Origin of the sequence: Bartonella chomelii (assembly GCF_014138465.1) — a bacterium.
Taxonomy (GTDB): domain Bacteria; phylum Pseudomonadota; class Alphaproteobacteria; order Rhizobiales; family Rhizobiaceae; genus Bartonella; species Bartonella schoenbuchensis.
Genome location: NZ_JACJIR010000001.1, coordinates 25,962 through 46,621 on the forward strand (window position 1 = coordinate 25,962; position 20,660 = coordinate 46,621).

Annotated in this window: 17 protein-coding genes; 4 read left to right on the plus strand and 13 right to left on the minus strand. The window is 36.8% G+C overall.

Annotation, left to right across the window (positions count from 1 at the left end):
- Position 1: 1 nt before the first annotated feature.
- Together GGR10_RS00100 and GGR10_RS00105 are read right to left on the minus strand one after the other, a co-directional pair.
- On the minus strand, positions 2-1,240 hold the full coding sequence (locus GGR10_RS00100) for an FAD-binding protein (RefSeq protein ID WP_182479728.1): 1,239 nt from the start codon (positions 1,238-1,240) through the stop codon (positions 2-4).
- Between the two features lie 27 nt (positions 1,241-1,267).
- Positions 1,268-1,516, minus strand: coding sequence for a zinc-finger domain-containing protein (locus GGR10_RS00105; protein ID WP_010703828.1), 249 nt, complete (start codon positions 1,514-1,516; stop codon positions 1,268-1,270).
- A 186-nt stretch (positions 1,517-1,702) separates the two neighbouring features.
- On the opposite strand from GGR10_RS00105, the gene GGR10_RS00110 reads away from it, so the two are divergent.
- Together GGR10_RS00110 and ppx are read left to right on the plus strand one after the other, a co-directional pair.
- Positions 1,703-3,883: an RNA degradosome polyphosphate kinase gene (locus GGR10_RS00110; protein ID WP_182479387.1), complete on the plus strand. Its 2,181-nt coding sequence runs from the start codon at positions 1,703-1,705 to the stop codon at positions 3,881-3,883.
- Between the two features lie 7 nt (positions 3,884-3,890).
- Positions 3,891-5,402, plus strand: coding sequence for an exopolyphosphatase (ppx, locus tag GGR10_RS00115; protein ID WP_182479388.1), 1,512 nt, complete (start codon positions 3,891-3,893; stop codon positions 5,400-5,402).
- A 104-nt stretch (positions 5,403-5,506) separates the two neighbouring features.
- Here ppx and rnd read toward each other — a convergent pair whose 3' ends face one another.
- Complete coding sequence (gene rnd, locus GGR10_RS00120; protein WP_182479389.1) at positions 5,507-6,661, minus strand: ribonuclease D; 1,155 nt, start codon at positions 6,659-6,661, stop codon at positions 5,507-5,509.
- Positions 6,662-6,800: 139 nt separating this feature from the next.
- Between rnd and aspS the strand changes: the two genes are divergently transcribed.
- Together aspS and parC are read left to right on the plus strand one after the other, a co-directional pair.
- Positions 6,801-8,591, plus strand: a complete 1,791-nt coding sequence (aspS, locus tag GGR10_RS00125; protein ID WP_182479390.1) for an aspartate--tRNA ligase — start codon at positions 6,801-6,803, stop codon at positions 8,589-8,591.
- Positions 8,592-8,877: 286 nt separating this feature from the next.
- Positions 8,878-11,127 carry a DNA topoisomerase IV subunit A gene (parC, locus tag GGR10_RS00130; protein ID WP_182479391.1) on the plus strand — a complete coding sequence of 750 codons (2,250 nt, stop codon included), beginning with the start codon at positions 8,878-8,880 and terminating at the stop codon, positions 11,125-11,127.
- A gap of 115 nt (positions 11,128-11,242) precedes the next feature.
- Here parC and GGR10_RS00135 read toward each other — a convergent pair whose 3' ends face one another.
- From GGR10_RS00135 to rpe, 10 genes are all read right to left on the minus strand, one after another.
- Complete coding sequence (locus tag GGR10_RS00135) at positions 11,243-12,487, minus strand: multidrug effflux MFS transporter (protein ID WP_182479392.1); 1,245 nt, start codon at positions 12,485-12,487, stop codon at positions 11,243-11,245.
- A 76-nt stretch (positions 12,488-12,563) separates the two neighbouring features.
- On the minus strand, positions 12,564-12,896 hold the full coding sequence (gene grxD, locus GGR10_RS00140) for a Grx4 family monothiol glutaredoxin (protein WP_010703821.1): 333 nt from the start codon (positions 12,894-12,896) through the stop codon (positions 12,564-12,566).
- A 100-nt stretch (positions 12,897-12,996) separates the two neighbouring features.
- Positions 12,997-13,233: a BolA/IbaG family iron-sulfur metabolism protein gene (locus GGR10_RS00145; RefSeq protein WP_010703820.1), complete on the minus strand. Its 237-nt coding sequence runs from the start codon at positions 13,231-13,233 to the stop codon at positions 12,997-12,999.
- A gap of 55 nt (positions 13,234-13,288) precedes the next feature.
- Positions 13,289-15,499 carry a phosphoribosylformylglycinamidine synthase subunit PurL gene (gene purL, locus GGR10_RS00150; protein WP_182479393.1) on the minus strand — a complete coding sequence of 737 codons (2,211 nt, stop codon included), beginning with the start codon at positions 15,497-15,499 and terminating at the stop codon, positions 13,289-13,291.
- A 350-nt stretch (positions 15,500-15,849) separates the two neighbouring features.
- Complete coding sequence (gene purQ / locus GGR10_RS00155) at positions 15,850-16,518, minus strand: phosphoribosylformylglycinamidine synthase subunit PurQ (RefSeq protein WP_182479394.1); 669 nt, start codon at positions 16,516-16,518, stop codon at positions 15,850-15,852.
- Between the two features lie 12 nt (positions 16,519-16,530).
- The gene (gene purS, locus GGR10_RS00160) at positions 16,531-16,770 is read right to left on the minus strand and encodes a phosphoribosylformylglycinamidine synthase subunit PurS (protein WP_182479395.1); all 240 of its coding nucleotides are present in this window, start codon (positions 16,768-16,770) and stop codon (positions 16,531-16,533) included.
- A gap of 81 nt (positions 16,771-16,851) precedes the next feature.
- Positions 16,852-17,616, minus strand: coding sequence for a phosphoribosylaminoimidazolesuccinocarboxamide synthase (gene purC / locus GGR10_RS00165; RefSeq protein ID WP_182479729.1), 765 nt, complete (start codon positions 17,614-17,616; stop codon positions 16,852-16,854).
- 305 nt (positions 17,617-17,921) lie between these two features.
- Positions 17,922-18,470, minus strand: coding sequence for an RBBP9/YdeN family alpha/beta hydrolase (locus GGR10_RS00170; RefSeq protein ID WP_182479396.1), 549 nt, complete (start codon positions 18,468-18,470; stop codon positions 17,922-17,924).
- A 74-nt stretch (positions 18,471-18,544) separates the two neighbouring features.
- Positions 18,545-19,846, minus strand: a complete 1,302-nt coding sequence (purB, locus tag GGR10_RS00175; protein ID WP_182479397.1) for an adenylosuccinate lyase — start codon at positions 19,844-19,846, stop codon at positions 18,545-18,547.
- 10 nt (positions 19,847-19,856) lie between these two features.
- The gene (gene rpe / locus GGR10_RS00180; RefSeq protein WP_182479398.1) at positions 19,857-20,531 is read right to left on the minus strand and encodes a ribulose-phosphate 3-epimerase; all 675 of its coding nucleotides are present in this window, start codon (positions 20,529-20,531) and stop codon (positions 19,857-19,859) included.
- Positions 20,532-20,660: the final 129 nt, after the last annotated feature.

Here is a 20,660-nt window from a genome sequence, read left to right on the forward strand (position 1 = left end):
TTTAAATGTTATTTTTTGCCAGATTCATGGCATCATAACTATAAAGCCAATCTAGGCTAGATATAATGTTCTCTGATGAACGAATTTTCATTATAAAGTTACGTGCAACTGCTAAAGGACCGGTTGCATGGTAAACTAGTTTATTAAAATCTCCACGTTTTTTTATGGCTGTAACGCGAGGTTTGCGTATTTTTTCATAAAGTGAAATAGCCTCAATGAGTGAAAGGTCACTAATTGAAAGCACTTCTGCTAATGTGGCTGCATCTTCTATCGCCATAGCAGCACCTTGTGCTGCAAAAGGCAAGGCTGCATGCGCACAGTCACCAACAAATACTTGCTGTTTTGAACCTACAAAACGATCATGATTCATTTGAAATAGTGGCCAATAATTCCAAGTGTCAATATGATCAAAGAGTTCGAGGATTTTGGGATTCCAATTACTAAAGAGAGCTTTGAGTTTTTCTTTATCTCCTTTTTGATTCCATTCTTTTTGTGCATTGTCTCCATGAGTGATAGCTACGAAGTTAAAAATTTTTGCAGATTGAATGGGATAGACAACAAGATGATTTTTAGGTCCCATCCAGGCAGTAATTGTCTTTATATTTTGCAATAAAGAACGAAAATTTGGGGAAAGACTTTCAAATGTCGCTGTTGCACGCCAAGCGATTAAACCACTAAAATCTGCTTTTTCATGGAAAGGGGCAAGTTGGCGTAACTTAGACCAAACGCCATCGCACCCGATAAGAAGTGATGTAGAATAAAATTGGTGTTGTTGTATTTTAGTTAATTCTTCTGTTTTTATAGTTTCTATATTAATGCTGTGGGTTGTAGTGTGAGTAGATGATACAATATTTTCACCTAGTTTACATGTGATAAGAGAGTTTTTAAGAACAGCATTATATAGAACTTTCTGCAAATCAGCTCGATGAATCGTGATGTAAGGGGCTTTCCAACGTTTTTCAGATAAATTGATAAGATCAACATGGAAATGCGTTTTTAACGATATACCGTCTTTTAGCTCAAGAAAATGTGGTTCAAGACCTAATTCGATTAATTGTTTTAAAACTCCCCAGCGGGCAAGAATGCGCGTTGCATTTGGGGTAAGCTGAATGCCAGCGCCTACACTATCGAGTTGTTTACATTTTTCAATAAGAGTACTTGCAATTCCCTTTTGGGCAAGTGCTAAAGCAGAGCTTAAACCAGCAATTCCCGCCCCGATAATGATTGGCGGTTGATCAATGATAGCCATTGTATATTATATTAGAAGTTATAGCGGGTTATCTATGTGATATATGCACCCTGTTGGATTTGTTTGATTGAATGGCAATGAATGATTATAACGGTAAAGCGTTGAACAATAGGGACAAATTTTTTCATCATCTGCTCCCATATCGATAAAGATATGAGGATGGTCAAATGGTTCTGTAGCACCTACACACATGAATTCTTTTACACCAATTTCAATTATTTTATATCCACGGTCATTTTGGAAATGGAGAATGTTGTGGTCAGACATTGTGTAAAAGCCTCCAGCTAAATTGTCTGATAAGACATGATTGAGATCAAATATTTTAAATCACACGTTAACTTTATTAGTTTGTAATTAAGTACACTATAATGCAAAATGCTTTTTAAGACAATTTGCAAATAAAAATTCTTCCAATTATTTTTAATTAATGTAAAGACAGATTATCTGAGGGATATGAAACAGACGATAACGGATCAGATTGCTACTCAAAATATAACGATGCAAGATCCAGCACGATTTATTAATCGAGAATTTTCGTGGCTAGAATTTAATAATCGTGTGGTAATGGAGGCTGCTAATCCGAAGCATCCTTTATTAGAGCGTCTACGTTTTCTTGCAATTTCAGCAACTAATCTTGATGAGTTTTTTATGGTCCGTGTTGCTGGCCTTGTTGGTCAAATTTGTGCAGGGATTGTAGAACGCAGTGCAGATGGACGAACCCCACAGGAGCAACTTGATTTTATATTAACTGAGATTTCGTATCTGCAAACTAATCAGCAACAGAAATTTTGTGTTTTACGTCATGAATTAAAACAGAGTAATATTGAAATTATTCACTCCGATAGTCTTTCAAAACTTGAAAGATTGTGGCTTGAAAAGCATTTTTTAAACACGATTCTTCCTATTTTAACGCCTTCATTTATTGATTCTGCTTGCTCTTTTCCATTTATTCCTAATTTAGGGCTCTCTATTGTATTCCAATTGTTGCACCATGTTGATCAACACCCTGTGACGGCATTATTGTGTATGCCGGCTGATTTGAAACGTTTTATTTTACTTCCTCAAGAGAAGAATAGTTTTCGTTTTATCGCGTTTGAAGATATTATTAGCCTTTTTGTTAGCCATTTATTTCCTGATTATGAAGTTAAAGGAAAAGGTATATTTAGAATTATCCGTGATAGTGATATAGAGGTGGAAGAAGAGGCTGAAGATCTCGTCCATCTTTTTGAAACTGCACTTAAAAGGCGTCGTCGTGGGCAAATCATTCGAATTGAATTTGATGTTAAAATACCTGAAGATTTACGTCAATTTATAACAAGTGAACTTTCAGTTTCTGATAATTGTGTCAGTACTCTAAATGGATTGTTGGCACTTGATATGATATCAGAAATTGCTTCTATCCCACGTGATGATTTGAAATTTATTCCTTATAATCCTCACTTTCCTGAACGTGTTCGCAAACATAATGGTGATTGTTTTGCAGCTATTCGTGAAAGTGATATTATTATTCATCATCCTTATGAATCATTTAGTTTTGTTGTGCATTTTTTACGTCAAGCTGCTCAAGATCCTGATGTTGTTGAGATCAAGCAAACTCTTTATCGCACGTCAAAGGATAGCCCGATTATTGGTGCTTTGATTGATGCTGCCAAACAAGGTAAATCAGTAACCGCTTTGGTAGAACTTAAAGCGCGTTTTGATGAAGAGGCAAATATTCGCTGGGCACGTGATCTTGAACATGCGGGTGTTAAAGTTGTTTTTGGTTTTATTGAACTCAAAACACATGCTAAAATGTCTTTAGTAATGAGGCGTGAAGAGAATCGTCTTCGCTTTTATGTGCATCTTGGCACAGGCAATTATCATCCAATTACTGCTAAAATTTATACTGATCTTTCTTTTTTTACCACTGATGATGGCATTGGTCATGATATTACATTGCTTTTTGATTATATTACTCAATATAAACAACCAAAAGAAGCAATGAAAATTGCTTTTTCTCCATTAACATTGCGCAATCGTATTCTTGAACATATTGAAGAGGAAATTGTCAATGCGCAACAGGGGCAACCTGCTACTATTTGGATGAAAGTAAATTCGTTAGTTGATCCTGAAATTATTGATGCTTTATATCGCGCTAGTCAAGCTGGTGTACAGATTGATCTGATTGTTCGTAGTATATGTTGTTTAAGACCTGGTATTCCAGGCATTTCGAATAATATTCGTGTAAAATCAATAATAGGGCGGTTTCTTGAACATAGCCGTATTTTTTGTTTCGGTAATGGTGAAGATTTGCCGAGTGAAAATACCATAGTTTATTTTGGTTCAGCCGATATGATGACACGTAATCTTGATCATCGTATTGAAGTGTTGGTTCCGGTTTTTAACAAGGCAGTTCGTCAACAAATTCTTTCACAAATTATGTTGGCTAATATTATTGATAACCAACAAAGCTTTGATATATTGAGCGATGGAACATCAAAACGTATAACACCATTAAAAGGTGAAAAACTATTTAATGCGCAGGAGTATTTTATGACCAATACAAGTCTTTCTGAGGGGGGCAAATCTTTTAAATCTTCTGCTTTACATTTAATGACGTTGCGTCGGCAGAAAAAAAAGACAGATAAAGACTGAAATATCAATGACATATATAAATGCTCAAGGTCGACTAAAAGGGTGTAAACCCATTGCTGTGGTCGATATTGGTTCCAATTCTGTTCGACTTGTTGTCTATGAAGGTCTTGTACGCTCGCCGACGGTTTTATTTAATGAAAAAATTCTTTGTGGTCTTGGTCAAGGTGTTGCAAAAACTGGCTTTTTAGAAAAAAAATCAACTGAAATGGTATTGCACACATTGAAACGATTTCGTGCACTTTGCCAACAGATTGGTGTAGATGAAATTCATGCTTTAGCAACAGCAGCAGTGCGAGAAGCAAGAAATGGGGTAACTTTTATTCAGGATGCTGAAAAGATCTTACACAATAGGATATGCGTTCTTTCAGGAAATGAAGAGGCAGTTTATTCAGCTTATGGAGTTATTTCCACCTTTTATCGGCCAAATGGTGTTTCTGGTGATCTTGGTGGTGGAAGTCTTGAGCTTATTAATATCTATGATTCTAACTTAGGTGAAGGAATAACGCTACCATTGGGTAGTTTGCGGTTGCAATATATGTCTAATAACAATATTGCAGCAGCAGCAAAGATTGCTCATGAGAAACTTTATGAAGCTTCTTTTATGCATAAAAGTACGCCACATTATTTTTATGCAGTAGGAGGTACGTGGCGTAATCTGGCAAAACTTCATATGGCCGCTAAACATTACTTGTTACCTGTTGTACACGGTTATGAAGCTGATGCACTTGAGATGAAGGATTTTCTGCACCTTGTAGCTAGTGATAATATTGATAATTTGAAAGGTATTTCAGCTATTTCAAAGAATCGTCGTCAACTTTTAGCTTATGGAGCAGTCGTCCTTATTGAACTTATTCAATATATGGGTTTTAAAAAAATAGTTTTTTCTGGGGCTGGGGTTCGTGAAGGTTTTCTCTATTCACAATTATTAGAAGAAGTTCGCATTTCTGATCCTTTAATTGCAGCCTGTCAAGAAATGGCTATTTTACGAGCACGCTCACCAAAGCAGGCAGATGAACTCATTGATTTTACGACAAATGCATTTGAAGCTTTTGGAATTTTAGAAACTGAAGATGAATATCGTTATCGTAAAGCTTCTTGCCTTCTTTCTGATATTGGTTGGCGTATACATCCAGATTATCGAGGTAATGAGGCAGCTAATCAAATAGCGTTAGGATCCTACCCAGGAATTTCTCATGAGGGGCGCATTTATGCTGCATTAGCTATTTTTTTTCGTAATGCAGGTTTATTTGCCGATAAAGAAATTCCAGATGTTCTTAAATTAGCGACTCGTGATATGGTTGAAAAGGCACGTATCCTTGGGGGGGTTATGCGTATTGCAAATCTTTTTAGTGCTTTTACTACAGGGATTTTACCTGATCTATTATGGCAGAAAAAACAAGATCACGTTATATTACATGTTCCAATATGTCATGCTGATTTAATAGGTGAGCGGCCTTTGGGACGATTAAAACAATTATCAAAGATAACAAAATTACCTCTGACGTTTGAAATTTCATGATTCTTTATAGATGAATTGAGAATCTATTATTTTCTGAAATAACAACACATTCAGATTTATTGTATATTTAATGTGTATCTCTCTATAGAAATATCTTTTGTAAGTTAAAGCTGCTTAATTGTTATTTCTCCATTATGAAAATAAAATGCTAGCTGGCCTTTTAGCATTTGTTCTGCTTTTTGACCAAATATTTCATAACGCCAACCATTCATAGCAGGGATATTTTCCGTTGTACCACCATGAGCGATTTTTTCTAAATCATTGGAAGTTGCGATAATCTTAGGAGCAATGTCATTTTCATTTGCAACGAGTTTTAATAATACTTTAAGCAGATCAATTGCAGCAGCTGTTTTATCATGAATAGGATTATGCTTGGGAAGGTCAGGTAAAGAAGCAATATCAACTTCAAAACTTTCGTGGATAGCTTTGATTAATGCTTGTGTTATTGATGGGTGATACCCGCTTTTCTTTAGGCTGCGTAAACGTTTTAGTTCAAGTTCATCTTTTGGTTGTTGAATTGCAAGTTCAATAAGGCATTCGTCTTTCATAATATGACGACGTGGAACATTATGCTTGCGTGCTTCACGTTCACGCCAAGCAGCGACTTTTTGTAACACAGCCAGTTCACGAGGGGCTTTAACTTTTCCTTTCACTTTTTTCCATGCGTCTTCTTCTGGTATATCGTAAGTTGTTGGCGTTAAAAGAATCTCAAGTTCATCATCCATCCAATGGGTTCGTTTGTTTTTTTCTAATTTCTTTTTCAATGAAAGATAAACGTCTCTTAAATAAGTTACGTCAGCAAGTGCATAGAGCAATTGTTTTTCAGAAAGGGGGCGGTGGCTCCAGTCTGTAAAGCGAGATGATTTATCAAGATGATGTCCAGTGCAGCGTTGTACAATTTGATCATAGGAGATAGAATCACCAAATCCACAAATTGATCCTGCTATTTGTGTATCAAATAGAGGGTAGGGGATGATTCCCCCGAGATGATAAATAGTTTCTATATCTTGGCGTGCAGCGTGAAAAACTTTAACAATTTTTTCATCTACCATCAGGTCAAAAAATGATTGTAGATCAATATCCGGTACCATTGGGTCAATAAGCATTGTAACATTTGGAGATGCAAGCTGAATCAAGCACAGTTGAGGCCAGAAGGTTGTTTCGCGGATAAATTCAGTATCTACGGTTACAAAATCAGAATTACTCAAAGCGGCAATTGCAATTTCAAGTTCTGTTGTCTGTGTAATAACTTTCATCACTCCATTATAGCATAAGTAGGTTAAAATTGTCTTTTATTGTGTTTTTTTTCTAGGTTTTTTGGGGGGTGTCTTGACAAGTAGCTGCCAAAAATCGTTTGTAACGCGTATGAAACAATTTAAAATTTAAAGGCAGAAAACTATGCACCGTTATCGCAGTCATAATTGCGCCGCGCTTCGTAAATGCGATGTAGGAATACAAGTCCGTCTTTCAGGGTGGGTTTATCGTGTTCGTGACCATGGCGGAATTCTTTTTATTGATTTACGAGATCATTTTGGAATCACACAGATTGTTGTTGATCCTCATTCACCTGCTTTTAAAACTGTTGAGAAGGTGCGTGCTGAATCAGTTATTCGTGTGGATGGGGAAGTGCGTGCACGTGCTGATGAGGTTATTAATGCCACTTTGCCAACGGGTGAGGTTGAAGTTTTTGCAAGTGAGGTGGAAATTCTTTCAAAATCTGATGAACTTCCTCTACCAGTTTTTGGCGAACCTGATTACCCAGAAGATATTCGATTGAAATATCGTTTTCTTGATTTGCGTCGAACAACTATGCACAAGAATATAATGCGTCGCACTGAAATTATTGCTTCCATAAGAAAGCACATGCAAAATTGTGCCTTTACAGAATTTACGACGCCACTTTTAACGGCATCATCACCAGAAGGGGCACGCGATTTTTTGGTTCCAAGTCGTATACATCAAGGAAAATTTTATGCACTGCCTCAAGCACCTCAGCAGTATAAACAATTATTAATGGTTTCTGGTTTTGATCGTTATTTTCAAATAGCTCCATGTTTTAGAGATGAAGATCCACGTGCAGATCGTTTGCCGGGTGAGTTTTATCAATTAGATGTTGAAATGAGTTTTGTTGAGCAGGAAGATGTTCTTACAACGATGGAGCCTATTATACGTTCTGTTTTTGAAGAGTTTGCCGATGAAAAGTGTGTTACACAAAGTTTCCCTCGTATTTCATACGATGAAGCAATCCAGAAATATGGTTCAGATAAACCTGATTTACGCAATCCAATTATTATGGAAAGTGTTTCTCAACATTTTTATGATTCTGGTTTTAAGGTTTTTGCTCAGATTTTAGCGAATGATAAACATGCGCAGGTATGGGCTATTCCCGCTAAAACAGGGGGTAGCCGTTCTTTTTGTGATCGTATGAATGCATGGGCGCAAGGTGAGGGGCAGCCCGGTCTTGGCTATATTTTTTGGCGTCAAGAAAATGGAGTCTTTGAGGGAGCTGGTCCTATCGCTAAAAATATTGGTGAGCAGAGAACTGAAGCTATTCGTGCGCAACTTGGGCTTGAAAGTGGTGATGCTTGCTTTTTTGTTGCAGGAAATCCGAAAAAATTTGCGTCTTTCGCTGGTGCTGCGCGTACACGAGTAGGAGAGGAATTAGATCTTATCGATCATAAATGTTTTTCTTTAGCATGGATTGTTGATTTCCCATTTTTTGAATGGAATGAGGATGAGAAAAAGCTTGATTTTGCACATAATCCTTTTTCAATGCCTCAAGGTGGAAAAGAGGCTATTGATTGTCAAGATCCTCTCACTATCAAAGCTTTTCAGTATGATCTTGTTTGCAATGGTTATGAGATTGCATCAGGTGGAATTCGTAATCATTCACCAGAAATGATGTTGAAGATTTTTAAGCTTGCAGGTCTTTCTGAAGAGGTAGTCGAAGAACGTTTTGGTGGTCTTTATCGTGCATTTCATTATGGCGCTCCACCTCATGGTGGTATGGCTGCTGGTATTGATCGTATCGTAATGCTTTTGCAAGGTGTGAAAAATTTACGTGAAATTTCTTTATTTCCTATGAATCAACAAGCGCTTGACCTTTTGATGAGTGCTCCATCTGAAGTTTCTGCCCTACAGTTGTCTGATTTAGGAATTCGAATTGTTCGTACTGCCAAAAGTGATTGATAAAATTAGTTGTTATTTTGATGCTAAATTTATTAAAGATTGTATTTAAAAATGATAAAAATGAGCTTTATGGGGTAATACTTCACTTTCTCCTATCGGCTGATAAAATAAATAGTAAACATTCTTTTCTAAATTTTCAGTATTAATCTATTTCCTCATTATTTTTTACTCACAATGGTTATTTACATAATATAGTTTTTGTAAAATGTTCAGGTACTAAAAATTTGCATTTAATAGGCCTTATGGCATACTTATTTTTTATTTTGGAAATTTCTATTCACGTATTATGTCAGTTAAAATGAGTCAGCCTTTTGATAAAGAATGTATTGAGCCAGTAGAATTGTGTTCTGCTTTGCAGGAACGCTATTTGGCCTATGCGCTTTCTACCATTACGCACCGTGCATTACCTGATGTACGAGATGGGTTAAAACCAGTACATCGGCGTATTATCCATGCGATGCGTTTGTTAAAGCTTAATCCTGGACAGTCTTATGCTAAATGTGCGCGGATTGTGGGTGATGTAATGGGTAAATTTCATCCTCATGGTGATGCGTCTATTTATGATGCATTAGTACGCTTAGCTCAGGATTTTGCTGTTCGTTACCCATTAGTTGATGGGCAGGGCAATTTTGGTAATATTGACGGTGATAATGCTGCAGCCATGCGTTATACAGAAGCACGTATGACTGAAGTTGCAGCATTGTTACTTGAAGGGATTAATGAAGACTCCATTGATTTTCGTTTGACTTATAATGAGGAAGATGAAGAGCCTGTTGTTTTACCAGGTGCTTTTCCTAATCTTTTAGCCAATGGTTCATCAGGTATTGCTGTTGGTATGGCGACATCTATTCCACCACATAATGTTGCTGAATTATGTGATGCGGCATTGCATTTGATTGCTCAGCCCAATGCAAGCAATGAGGATTTAAATAAGTTTGTACTTGGACCTGATTTTCCAACAGGTGGCATTTTAGTTGAGCCTAAAAAGAGTATTGAAGAATCATATCGTACAGGGCGTGGATTATTTCGGTTGCGTTCACGTTGGCATCAAGAACAAAGTAGCCGTGGTTCTTATGTCATTGTTGTTACTGAAATTCCGTATCAAGTACAAAAATCACGTCTTATTGAAAAAACGGCAGAATTATTACTTGCACGGCGCTTGCCAATGCTTGAAGACATTCATGATGAATCTGCAGAAGATATCCGTATTGTCCTTGTTCCCAAAAATCGTACAGTTGATGCTGAGCTCTTAATGGAGTCACTTTTTAAGTTGACTGATTTTGAGGTGAGATTTCCTCTTAATCTCAATGTTTTGACTTTAGGTAAAGTACCTAATGTTCTTTCTTTACGCGAAAGTTTACAGCAATGGCTTGAACACCGTAAAGAGGTGCTTGTTCGTCGCTCAAGTTATCGACTTAATGAGATTAATCGTCGATTGGAAATTCTTAATGGATATCTTATTGCGTATTTGAATCTTGATGAGGTGATCAAAATTCTTCGTGAAGAAGATGAACCCAAAAAAGAATTAATCGAACATTTTAAATTAACGGATAATCAGGCTGAAGCTATTCTTAATATGCGGCTGCGTTCTTTACGGAAACTTGAAGAGTTTGAAATTCGTAAAGAATTTGACTCTCTTAAGACTGAAGAAGCGCAATTGCAAGCCCTATTAGCCTCCAATATAAAACAGTGGAAAATGATTTCAGATGAAATCACAAAAGTTCGGAAGATTTTTGGGCCTGAAACTATTTTAGGCAAAAGACGTACAACGTTTGAGGATGCTCCAAAGCACGATGTTAATGATATTCAACAAGCAATGATTGAAAGAGAACCGGTAACTATTATTATTTCTGAAAAAGGTTGGATGCGAGCTTTAAAGGGCCATTTGAGTGATTACAAAATGCTTTCTTTTAAAGAGGGAGATTGCTTAAAATTAGCATTACCAGCATTTACTACAGATAAAATTGTTGTGGTAAGTACTGGTGGAAAATTTTTTACTATTGGTGCAAATGTTTTGCCTGGAGGAAGAGGGCACGGTGAACCAATTCGTATTTTAGTGGATATGGATGGTGAACACGATATTTTAACAGCCTTTGTACATAATGCGCAAGAAAAGCGGCTTTTGGTTTCAGCTTATGGAAATGGTTTTATTGTTTCTGAAAATGAAGTGATTGCCAATACGCGAAAAGGAAAGCAGATTATGCATGTGAAGTCTCCTGATAAAGTAAAACTTTGCGTTCCGGTAAATGGTGATTATGTCGCAGTGGTTGGAGAAAACCGCAAAATGCTTATCTTTGCTATAGAGCAAATACCAGAAATGAGCCGTGGTAAAGGTGTTCGTTTGCAACGTTACAAAGATGGTGGTGTTGTTGATGCCAAAACCTTTAATTTGTCAGAAGGTTTAAGTTGGCAAGATACAGCTGAACGCAGTTTTAATCGCCAGTCTGATGAGCTTATTGAGTGGATGGGAACACGTGCTGGAGTGGGACGCTTGGTTCCAAAAGGATTTCCAAAATCGGGAAAATTTTCTAATTAATATGATGGTAGCATATAAATTATTGGCTTAAAGTGCACTTGCAATAGGCTTTAGGCTCTTTTATCGGCAATAGTAATTCAAAGGGATTATTACAAAATCCCTTTGAGAGTTACATCTATTTAGAGTGATGTTTAAAAAGACTTCCACGCTCAGCACATATTACAAGAAAAATAGCGATAAGACTGAGAAAGAAAAATCCTGCCGAATTGGGGATCATTGTTTCATCGAAGCGTTGTGCAATGAAGAAACCGAGACCTGTAGCAATGGATGTTTGAAGAAAACCAGATACAGAAGCTGCTGTTCCAGCAATTTTTCCTAAAGGTTCGAGAGCAAGTGTATTAAAATTAGCCATAATACCACCGCACGTAAACATTAGTATAGAATACAATATCATGTAAAAAGAAAAAGAAATAATACCACCTGTTAAAATTGATGCGATAAACCAGACACATGAAATGGTACAAAATAGTAGAAGCATACTATGACCGATGCATCGCATTCCAAGACGATGAACAAGTCGAGAATTTAAGAAAGCTGATACTGCTTGAAATGCAGCACTGGCTGCAAAAGCTACAGGGAATAAAACTCCCAAGTTATAGATTCCTTCATATATTTGTTGCGATGTGTTAACAGCAATAAAGATACAACCTAACATAATGGAGGTAGCAAGCGTGTAACAAAGTGCAGTCCGGTTGGTAAGGACAAGGCATAAACCGTCTTTAATAGAAGAAAAAGAAAGAGAACGTTGTGTATGGAGAGTTTCAGGTAAGCGCAAGTAAATCCAAATCATCAACCCAAAACCAACAAATGCCATGAATATAAAAATAAGTTGCCAATGTTCAAGAAATAAAATCGTCTGTCCTATTATTGGTCCAAGCATTGTTGCAATGAGAAAAACCATCATGACTATGGACATAACTTCTGCCATTTCTCGACCGCTGTAGAGATCTCGTACCATGGAGATTGTAAGCACACGCATTGCAGCACCCCCAATGCCTTGCAAAATACGTAGAATAAGTAACAAGGGGAAACTTGTTACATATGCACAACCAAGTGCTGTTAATGAATAAAGGGTAAGGCCCATGAGAACAAGGTTACGCCGCCCGAAACGGTCACTTATTGGGCCAAAAAATATTTGTGTGACACCAAAGCTGATAAGATAACAAGAAATGATATAATGCTGATCATTTTCGTTAATAATATTAAAGCTATTTAAAATATTAGGCATAGCTGGCAGCATAATATCAATGGCTATAGAATTAATTGCCATCAGTGCTGCAATGATAATGACAAATTCTTTATATCCAATTCTTTTTTTGATTGCATCTATATGCTTTTGTTCGTCAACCGAATACGACATATACACCCTTTAAAATAAAAAAACTCTGACTTAAATAGCAGTTCACTTAAGAGGCTGAATAAAATTAAAGTTAATTCTATGATATATTAAAGATAATGTCTTTTTCTTTGAGTAGTTTTTGTAACTCGTCACTTTGAAACATTTCTTTAATAATGTCACAACCACCAATAAATTCACCTTTGATATAGAGTTGTGGAATTGTTGGCCAATTTGAATAATCTTTTATTCCCTGACGCAATTCATCAGAAGTTAAAACATTAATTCCTTTATAGTGTAACCCTAAATAGTCAAGAATTTGAACAACTTGCCCAGAAAATCCGCATTGCGGAGCATTAGGTGTTCCTTTCATGAATAAAACGACATCGTTTGTTTTAATTTCATTATCAATAAAATCATAAGCAGTAGTCATTTTTATTCCTTATATTGGCTAACATTTTAGGAAAATTACAGTTGTATTGGTCTTATTTTAAATCGTATTAACAAAATGAATGCAAGAAGAAATTTTTAGATTATTTATTAGGTACACTTGTTTGAAGTGCTAAAGCGTGAAGAGCACTTCCCATATTACCTTTAAGAGCATCATAAACCATTTTATGCTGCTGAACACGGCTTTTACCCCGAAAACTTTCTGAAATAACTTCTGCAGCGTAATGTTCACCGTCTCCTGCAAGATCATGGATTGTTACTTTTGCATCGGGGATGCCTTCACGAATAAGAGTTTCAATTGCATGAGCATTCATTGCCATGAGTTATTCTCCTCTATTTATTTGTTATTTTTATATAACCAATGGAAATAAATCATTATTTATCACCCATAAACTCTGGAAACCAGCTTTCATAAGCTTGTGTCAGTTCAGATACTGGAAGTGTTAGTACATCTTGTATGTCAAGTGCATTGCCTTCAACTGTACCAAGCTCCATTAAAGAAACTTCGTTTGTTTGAGCAAGTGTTTTAAGGTCATTAAATTTATTGGGATTAACTGCCAACAGGTAACGCCCTTGGTCTTCACCGAAAAGTTCAGCATGATGTGGCAATTTATTGCTTAATTTTGCTTTAATTCCTTTATTTGCTTTAATTACCATTTCTGCAAGAGCAATGGCCAATCCTCCATCGGAAATATCATGAGCAGCGTGAACAAAACCACAATTAATAACCTCGCGAACAAACTGACCATTCTTTTTTTCAAGCTGTAAATCCACATAAGGTGGTGCGCCAGACTCAATATTTAAAATATCACGTGCGTAGATTGATTGTCCTAAATGTGAGCCACAAGGCCCAATTAAGACTATAATATCTCCGTCTTGCATATTATTTATTGTAGCCATTTTTGACCAATCATTAAGAATACCAACACCAGCGATTGTAGGTGTAGGAAGAATTTCTTCTCCATTGGTTTCGTTATAAAGGGAAACATTTCCTGAAACGATTGGAAAATCAAGTACCCTACAAGCTTCACCTATACCTTTAATGGCAAAAACTAGCTGCCCCATAACTTCAGGTTTTTCAGGATTGCCAAAATTGAGATTATCAGTAGCAGCTAGTGGTGTTGCACCTGTGGTATTAATATTGCGCCAACATTCTGCAACAGCTTGTTTCCCCCCTTCATAAGGGTCGGCTTCACAATAGCGAGGTGTTACATCAGAGGAAAAAGCAAGAGCACGTTTGTCGCTACTGTCTATGCGGATAACACCTGCATCACCCCCTGGGCGAGTGAGGCTGTTACTCTGGATAATTGTATCATACTGTTCATAAACCCATCGCCGTGAACTTTGATTGGCAGAATTTAGTAAGGTAAGCAGTGCATCACCGAGATTTTCGACTTTTTTAACTTCTTCTACTTTAAGAATTGGCTTTTTAGCGTGCTCTATCCAAGGGCGATCATAAGCTGGGGCTTCATCTCCAAGTTCTTTAATTGGTAGATTAGCCACTTCTTGCCCTTGGTGTAATACGCGAAAACGTAAATCATTCGTTGTTTTTCCAATGATAGCAAAATGAAGTCCCCATTTATTAAAAATCTCAGATGCTTGCTTTTCAAGTTCTGGTTTAAGAACCATAAGCATACGTTCTTGACTTTCAGAAAGCATCATTTCATAGGCTGTCATATTTTCTTCACGGACAGGTACGTTATCAAGATTTAGCTCTATTCCTAAATCTCCTTTTGCACCCATTTCAACTGCAGAGCATGTTAACCCTGCTGCACCCATATCTTGAATACCAATGACGGCTCCTAATGCCATTAATTCTAAGCAAGCTTCAAGTAGGCATTTTTCAGTAAAAGGATCACCCACTTGAACAGTCGGGCGTTTTTCATTGATTGTATCGTCAAATTCAGCAGAAGCCATTGTAGCTCCACCAACACCGTCACGTCCTGTCTTGGCACCAAGATAAACAATAGGAAGTCCTACACCTTGCGCTTTGGAATAAAAAATGGAATCTGTTTTTGCTATACCAGCTGCGAAAGCGTTAACAAGAATATTGCCATTATAACGCTTGTCAAAATTGACTTCTCCACCAACAGTAGGGACACCAAAAGCGTTGCCATAACCACCAATTCCAGAAACAACACCTGAAACCAGATAACGCGTTCGGGGATGATCAGGAGATCCAAATCGTAATGCATTCATACTTGCGACAGGGCGAGCACCCATTGTAAAAACATCACGTAAAATGCCGCCAACGCCTGTTGCTGCACCTTGATAAGGTTCAATGTAAGAGGGATGGTTATGACTTTCCATTTTGAAAACCACACATTGATTGTTGCCTATATCAACAACGCCAGCATTTTCACCAGGACCTTGAATGACACACTTTCCTTTTGTCGGTAAAGTTTTGAGCCATTTTTTAGAAGATTTATATGAACAATGCTCGTTCCACATTGCAGAAAAAATTCCAAGCTCAGTTAGTGTTGGTTCTCTCCCGATTAACTCTAAAATACGTTGGTATTCATCGGGTTTTAAGCCATGTTGTGCGATTAATTCTGGTGTAATGGCAATGTTATTGCGAAAGTTCATTAGTATTTCCGTTATATTGATCAGATTTTAATATGTATTATCACTTTTAATCCAGTTGTTTGATGTATTGGTAATTTCATTATTTGATAATGAAGCTATTAAAGGATTATAAGTTAAGGCTTTAGTTAGTTGTGCTTTAACAAACTCAGGGGTCAAATTTTTTAAAAAATTATAAAGCGCGATTAAAATACGAAAGTGATTTGAGCTTGAATAATAAGCATAAAATTTAAAAGAAGGACCAAATTTATAATGAAACTTTGAGCTTTCTAAACACACCTGATGTGTATTTGGAATAATATATTTCATTATTGTAAGTGTAGAAATTTGCTTAGTAAGGTTCACTTCATACATTAATTTTTCGATTCTAAAACACTTTGAAACAATAAGCGGCCATCATCACCACCATGCGCAGTTTCAATGAAATTTTCAGGATGAGGCATTATACCAAGAACATTGCCAGTTTTATTGACAATACCGGCAATATCATTAATTGAACCATTGGGATTTGTATTTTCAGCATAACGGAAAACAATTTGCTTATTGTCTTCCATTTGTTTCAATGTATCATCATCAACGAAGTAATTTCCATCGTGATGGGCAACAGGGCAGCGAATAATTTGTCCTTTAGAGTAGCATCGAGAAAATTTTGTATCAGCATTAGCGACTTCAAGTTTTATTTCACGACAAACAAATTTCAATGAAGCATTGCGCATTAAAGCGCCTGGTAGCAATCCGGATTCTAGCAAAATTTGAAAACCATTGCATACCCCCATAATCATGACACCTTTTTGTGCTTTTTCACGCACAGCTTGCATAACTGGCATTCGCGCGCCAATAGCGCCACATCTTAAATAGTCACCATAGGAAAAACCACCAGGGATAACAATCATATCGACCTCTGGAATTGTTGTTTCCGTTTGCCAAATCTTGAGAGGTTGAATGCCTGTTATGTGATATAATGCCGCAATCATATCTTGATCGCGATTTAATCCAGGTAATTGAATAATAGCAGTTTTCATCGAGTGACCCGATCAAAGAAATTCTATAGTGTAATTTTCAATGACAGTATTTACAAGCAATTGTTCACACATTTGTTCAAGTTTTTGTTTTGCTATTTCAGCGGGTATATTATCGAGAATGATATCAAACACTTTTCCTTGGCGAATAGATTGAATATCGGTAAAAGCTAAACTATTTAAAGCACTAGTGATTGCTTCTCCTTGAGGGTCAAGAACGCTGCTTTTTAAGGTAACTATAACGCGTGCTTTCATTTTTATTTCCTGTTATTTAAAGCATTTTTTAAAAGAATAGCTCTTTTTTTAAAGCAAGGCTATATTGCATTACTTTGTTTCTCATTTGACTAAAACTGGACCACTTGGTCGTTGAGGGTCATTTTCATTCATAATACCAAGACGCTTTGCAACATCTTGATAAGCATTAATAAGCCCACCCATGTCACGACGAAAACGATCTTTATCCATTTTTTCTCGTGTTTGAATATCCCATAAACGAGCAGAATCAGGTGAAATTTCATCAGCAAGGACGATACGCATCGTTTCACCTTCCCATAAACGACCAAATTCTATTTTGAAATCAATCAATTGAATACCAACGCCTGCAAAAAGCCCAGAGAGAAAATCGTTAATGCGAATTGAAAGTTGCATAATTTCTTCTATTTCTTGCGGAGCAGACCACCCAAAAGCAGTAATATGTTCTTCCGTTACCATTGGATCATCAAGAGAATCGTTTTTATAGTAAAATTCGATAATAGATTGTGGAAGAACTGTTCCTTCTTCTAGCCCTAAGCGTTTAGAAAGGGAACCTGCAGCGACATTACGTACAACAACTTCTAGCGGAATAATTTCGACTGCTTTGATAAGCTGTTCACGCATATTGATCCGTTTGATAAAGTGTGTTGGGATACCTAAACGACCAAGTTGGGTAAAAATATACTCTGAAATACGGTTGTTTAAGACTCCTTTACCATCAATGATTTCATGTTTTTTTGCATTAAATGCAGTTGCATCATCTTTAAAAAATTGAATATAGGTACCCGGTTCAGGCCCTTCATATAGGATTTTGGCCTTACCTTCATAAATGCGGTGACGACGATTCATCATAATTCTCTATTCGTTGAAAAATCTTAATATTGTTGATAAAAATAGTATCTTAATTAGCAACAATTCTCAATGAATTGCTATAATGTTTACTACAATTTTATTATTTAAGGCATATTAAATGAGATTTAAACTTTTATAGTCTGGCAAAAACATTAATGCAATCAGGCAAAGTGAATATTTTTATGTTTTTCAGCATGAATCAGTGCAGGCAAAAATATTTAAGCTTCTTATAGGGTATGTGTTAAGTAATATTGGGTAAAGTAATATAAAATGTATTATTCTGAGAATAATTCATATTACCTTTAAAGCTTTGCAAGAAAATGGGAGAAAATTATAAGTCCTTCAGGCCAAGGACCATGGCCAGATTCCACATTAATATGTCCGGACTGCCCAGCATCAACAAAAAGCGCATTCCAGTCTTTTGCAAGATTTTCTGCTACTGAGAATTGGCAAAATTGATCATTGCGACTCGCAATAACCACTGAAGGGAAGGGGAGTTTCTTGCGATGATATGGACCAAATGTCATTAGATGTTTGGGGCGTATTTCTTCATTTTCTACATCTGGTGGGGCAACAAAGAAAGCACCACAAACTTTTTGTGCATTTTGAGCAATTGCGTGAATAACTGTTGGCACTCCCAATGAGTGAGCAATAATAACAACAGGTTTATTGGCTTGTGTGATAGCATTTTTTACTTCATTAATCCATTCTTCGCACACGGGTTTTGACCAATGGGCTTGTTGAACGCGCCGAGCAGTAGATAATTTTTGTTCCCAACGTGTTTGCCAATGATCCGGACCAGATCCTTTATAGCCGGGAACAATAAGAATATCGAGTTGATTTGCTTTCATGAATGTCTTTCTTTATGAAAACGTGCTTTGAGCTAGCAAAAACAAAAGACTTTTATTTTTTACAGTTGTTACTATTATCCAAACACACGTCTAAAAATTGTATCAACATGTTTAGTATGGTAAGCAAGGTCAAATTTTTCGCGAAGATCTGCTTCATTTAAAGCTTTTGTGACATCTTCATCTTTTAACAATTCTTCTAAAAAATCTTTTCCTTGTTCCCAAACTTTCATCGCGTTTCGTTGAACAATGTGATAAGCATTTTCACGACTTATACCAGCTTGTGTAAGCGCTAAAAGCACACGTTGTGAATGAATAAGACCACGGAATTTATTGAGATTTTTTTGCATATTTTCTGGATAAACGATTAAATTTTCAATCACAGACGTTAATCGAGAAAGAGCAAAATCAAGCGTAATAGTAGCATCAGGGCCAATATAACGTTCAACAGATGAATGTGAAATGTCACGTTCATGCCAAAGCGCAACATTTTCCATAGCAGGCACTGCAAATGCGCGCACTATACGTGCCAGTCCAGTTAAATTTTCTGTTAAAACTGGATTACGTTTATGAGGCATAGCAGATGAACCTTTTTGCCCAGGTGAGAAATATTCTTCTACTTCAAGAACTTCTGTTCTATGCAGATGACGTATTTCTATAGCTAACCTTTCAATAGATGAAGCAATGACTCCAAGTGTTGCAAAGAACATAGCATGACGATCACGTGGTATTACTTGGGTAGAAACAGGTTCGACACGCATACCTAATGCTTGTGCTACATGTTCTTCAACGCGGGGATCAATATTCGCAAAAGTGCCAACAGCTCCTGAAATAGCACAAGTGGCAATTTCTTCTCGTGCAGCAAGCAAACGTTTGTGACAACGGAGAAATTCAGCATATGCAAGGGCAAGTTTAGCTCCAAATGTTGTAGGCTCGGCGTGAATGCCATGACTACGCCCAATAGTAATTGTCTCTTTATGTTCAAAAGCACGTTTTTTTAGCACTTCAAGAAGTTGATTTATATCTCTCAACAAAATATCGCTAGCGCGCATTAATTGAACATTGAATGCTGTATCTAAAACATCTGATGATGTCATGCCTTGATGAATAAAACGAGATTCTGGCCCAATAAATTCAGCTAAGTGGGTTAAAAATGCTATAACATCATGCTTTGTAGTTGCTTCAATTTCATTAATACGATTAATATCAAATTCAGCTGCTGCACCTTTTTCCCAAATGATTTTAGCTGATTTTTCTGGAATAACACCAAGTTGAGCTAACGCGTCACAAGCATGTGCTTCAATTTCAAACCAAATACGGTATTTAGTTTCTGGTGACCAAATTGCTACCATTTCAGGGCGAGAATAACGCTCGATCATGATTTTTTCCTTATTGTGAGAGTTTTGCTGCTTGGCGCAGTGCGTTAATGCGTGTTTTATAAAGATCTTTGTTACCATTTTTATAAATTGCAGATCCTGCAACAAATGCATTTGCACCAGCTTTTGCAGCTATTCCAATTGTATCAACTGTAATGCCACCATCAACTTCAAGATCAATAGGTCGATTGGCAATCATATTTTTTACTCGTTCGATTTTATTTTTCATTTCTGGGATGAAGTTTTGTCCACCAAAACCTGGATTGACAGTCATAATAAGAATGAGATCTAATTGATCAAGCAAATACTCCAGCACGTGTTCTGGCGTGCTTGGGTTGATTGAAACTCCAGCCTTTTTTCCCATTGCTTTAATTGTTTGCAGTGAACGATGAATATGAGGACCTGCTTCAGCGTGAATGGTTATAATATCTGCGCCAGCTTGCGCAAAGGCTTCAAGATAAGGATCTACAGGTGCTATCATGAGGTGAACATCAAATATTGCTTTAGTTAGTGGGCGTAATGCTTTGACGACATCAGGGCCAAAGGTGATATTAGGAACAAAGTGGCCATCCATAATATCAAGGTGAAGCCAGTCTGCACCAGCATCAACAACATCTGATATTTCCTGACCGAGTTTAGAAAAATCAGCAGCCAAGAGTGAGGGTGAAATGAAATGGGGACGGGGCATTAAGATCTCCTGAGTGAGCCCTTTTTAGCGTATAATATTGTGTGATAAAATATACATTTTTGTTGCTCATATATGATATAAAAGAATAAGAATATGTAATAAATCAATTTATTGAAATATCCATTGAAA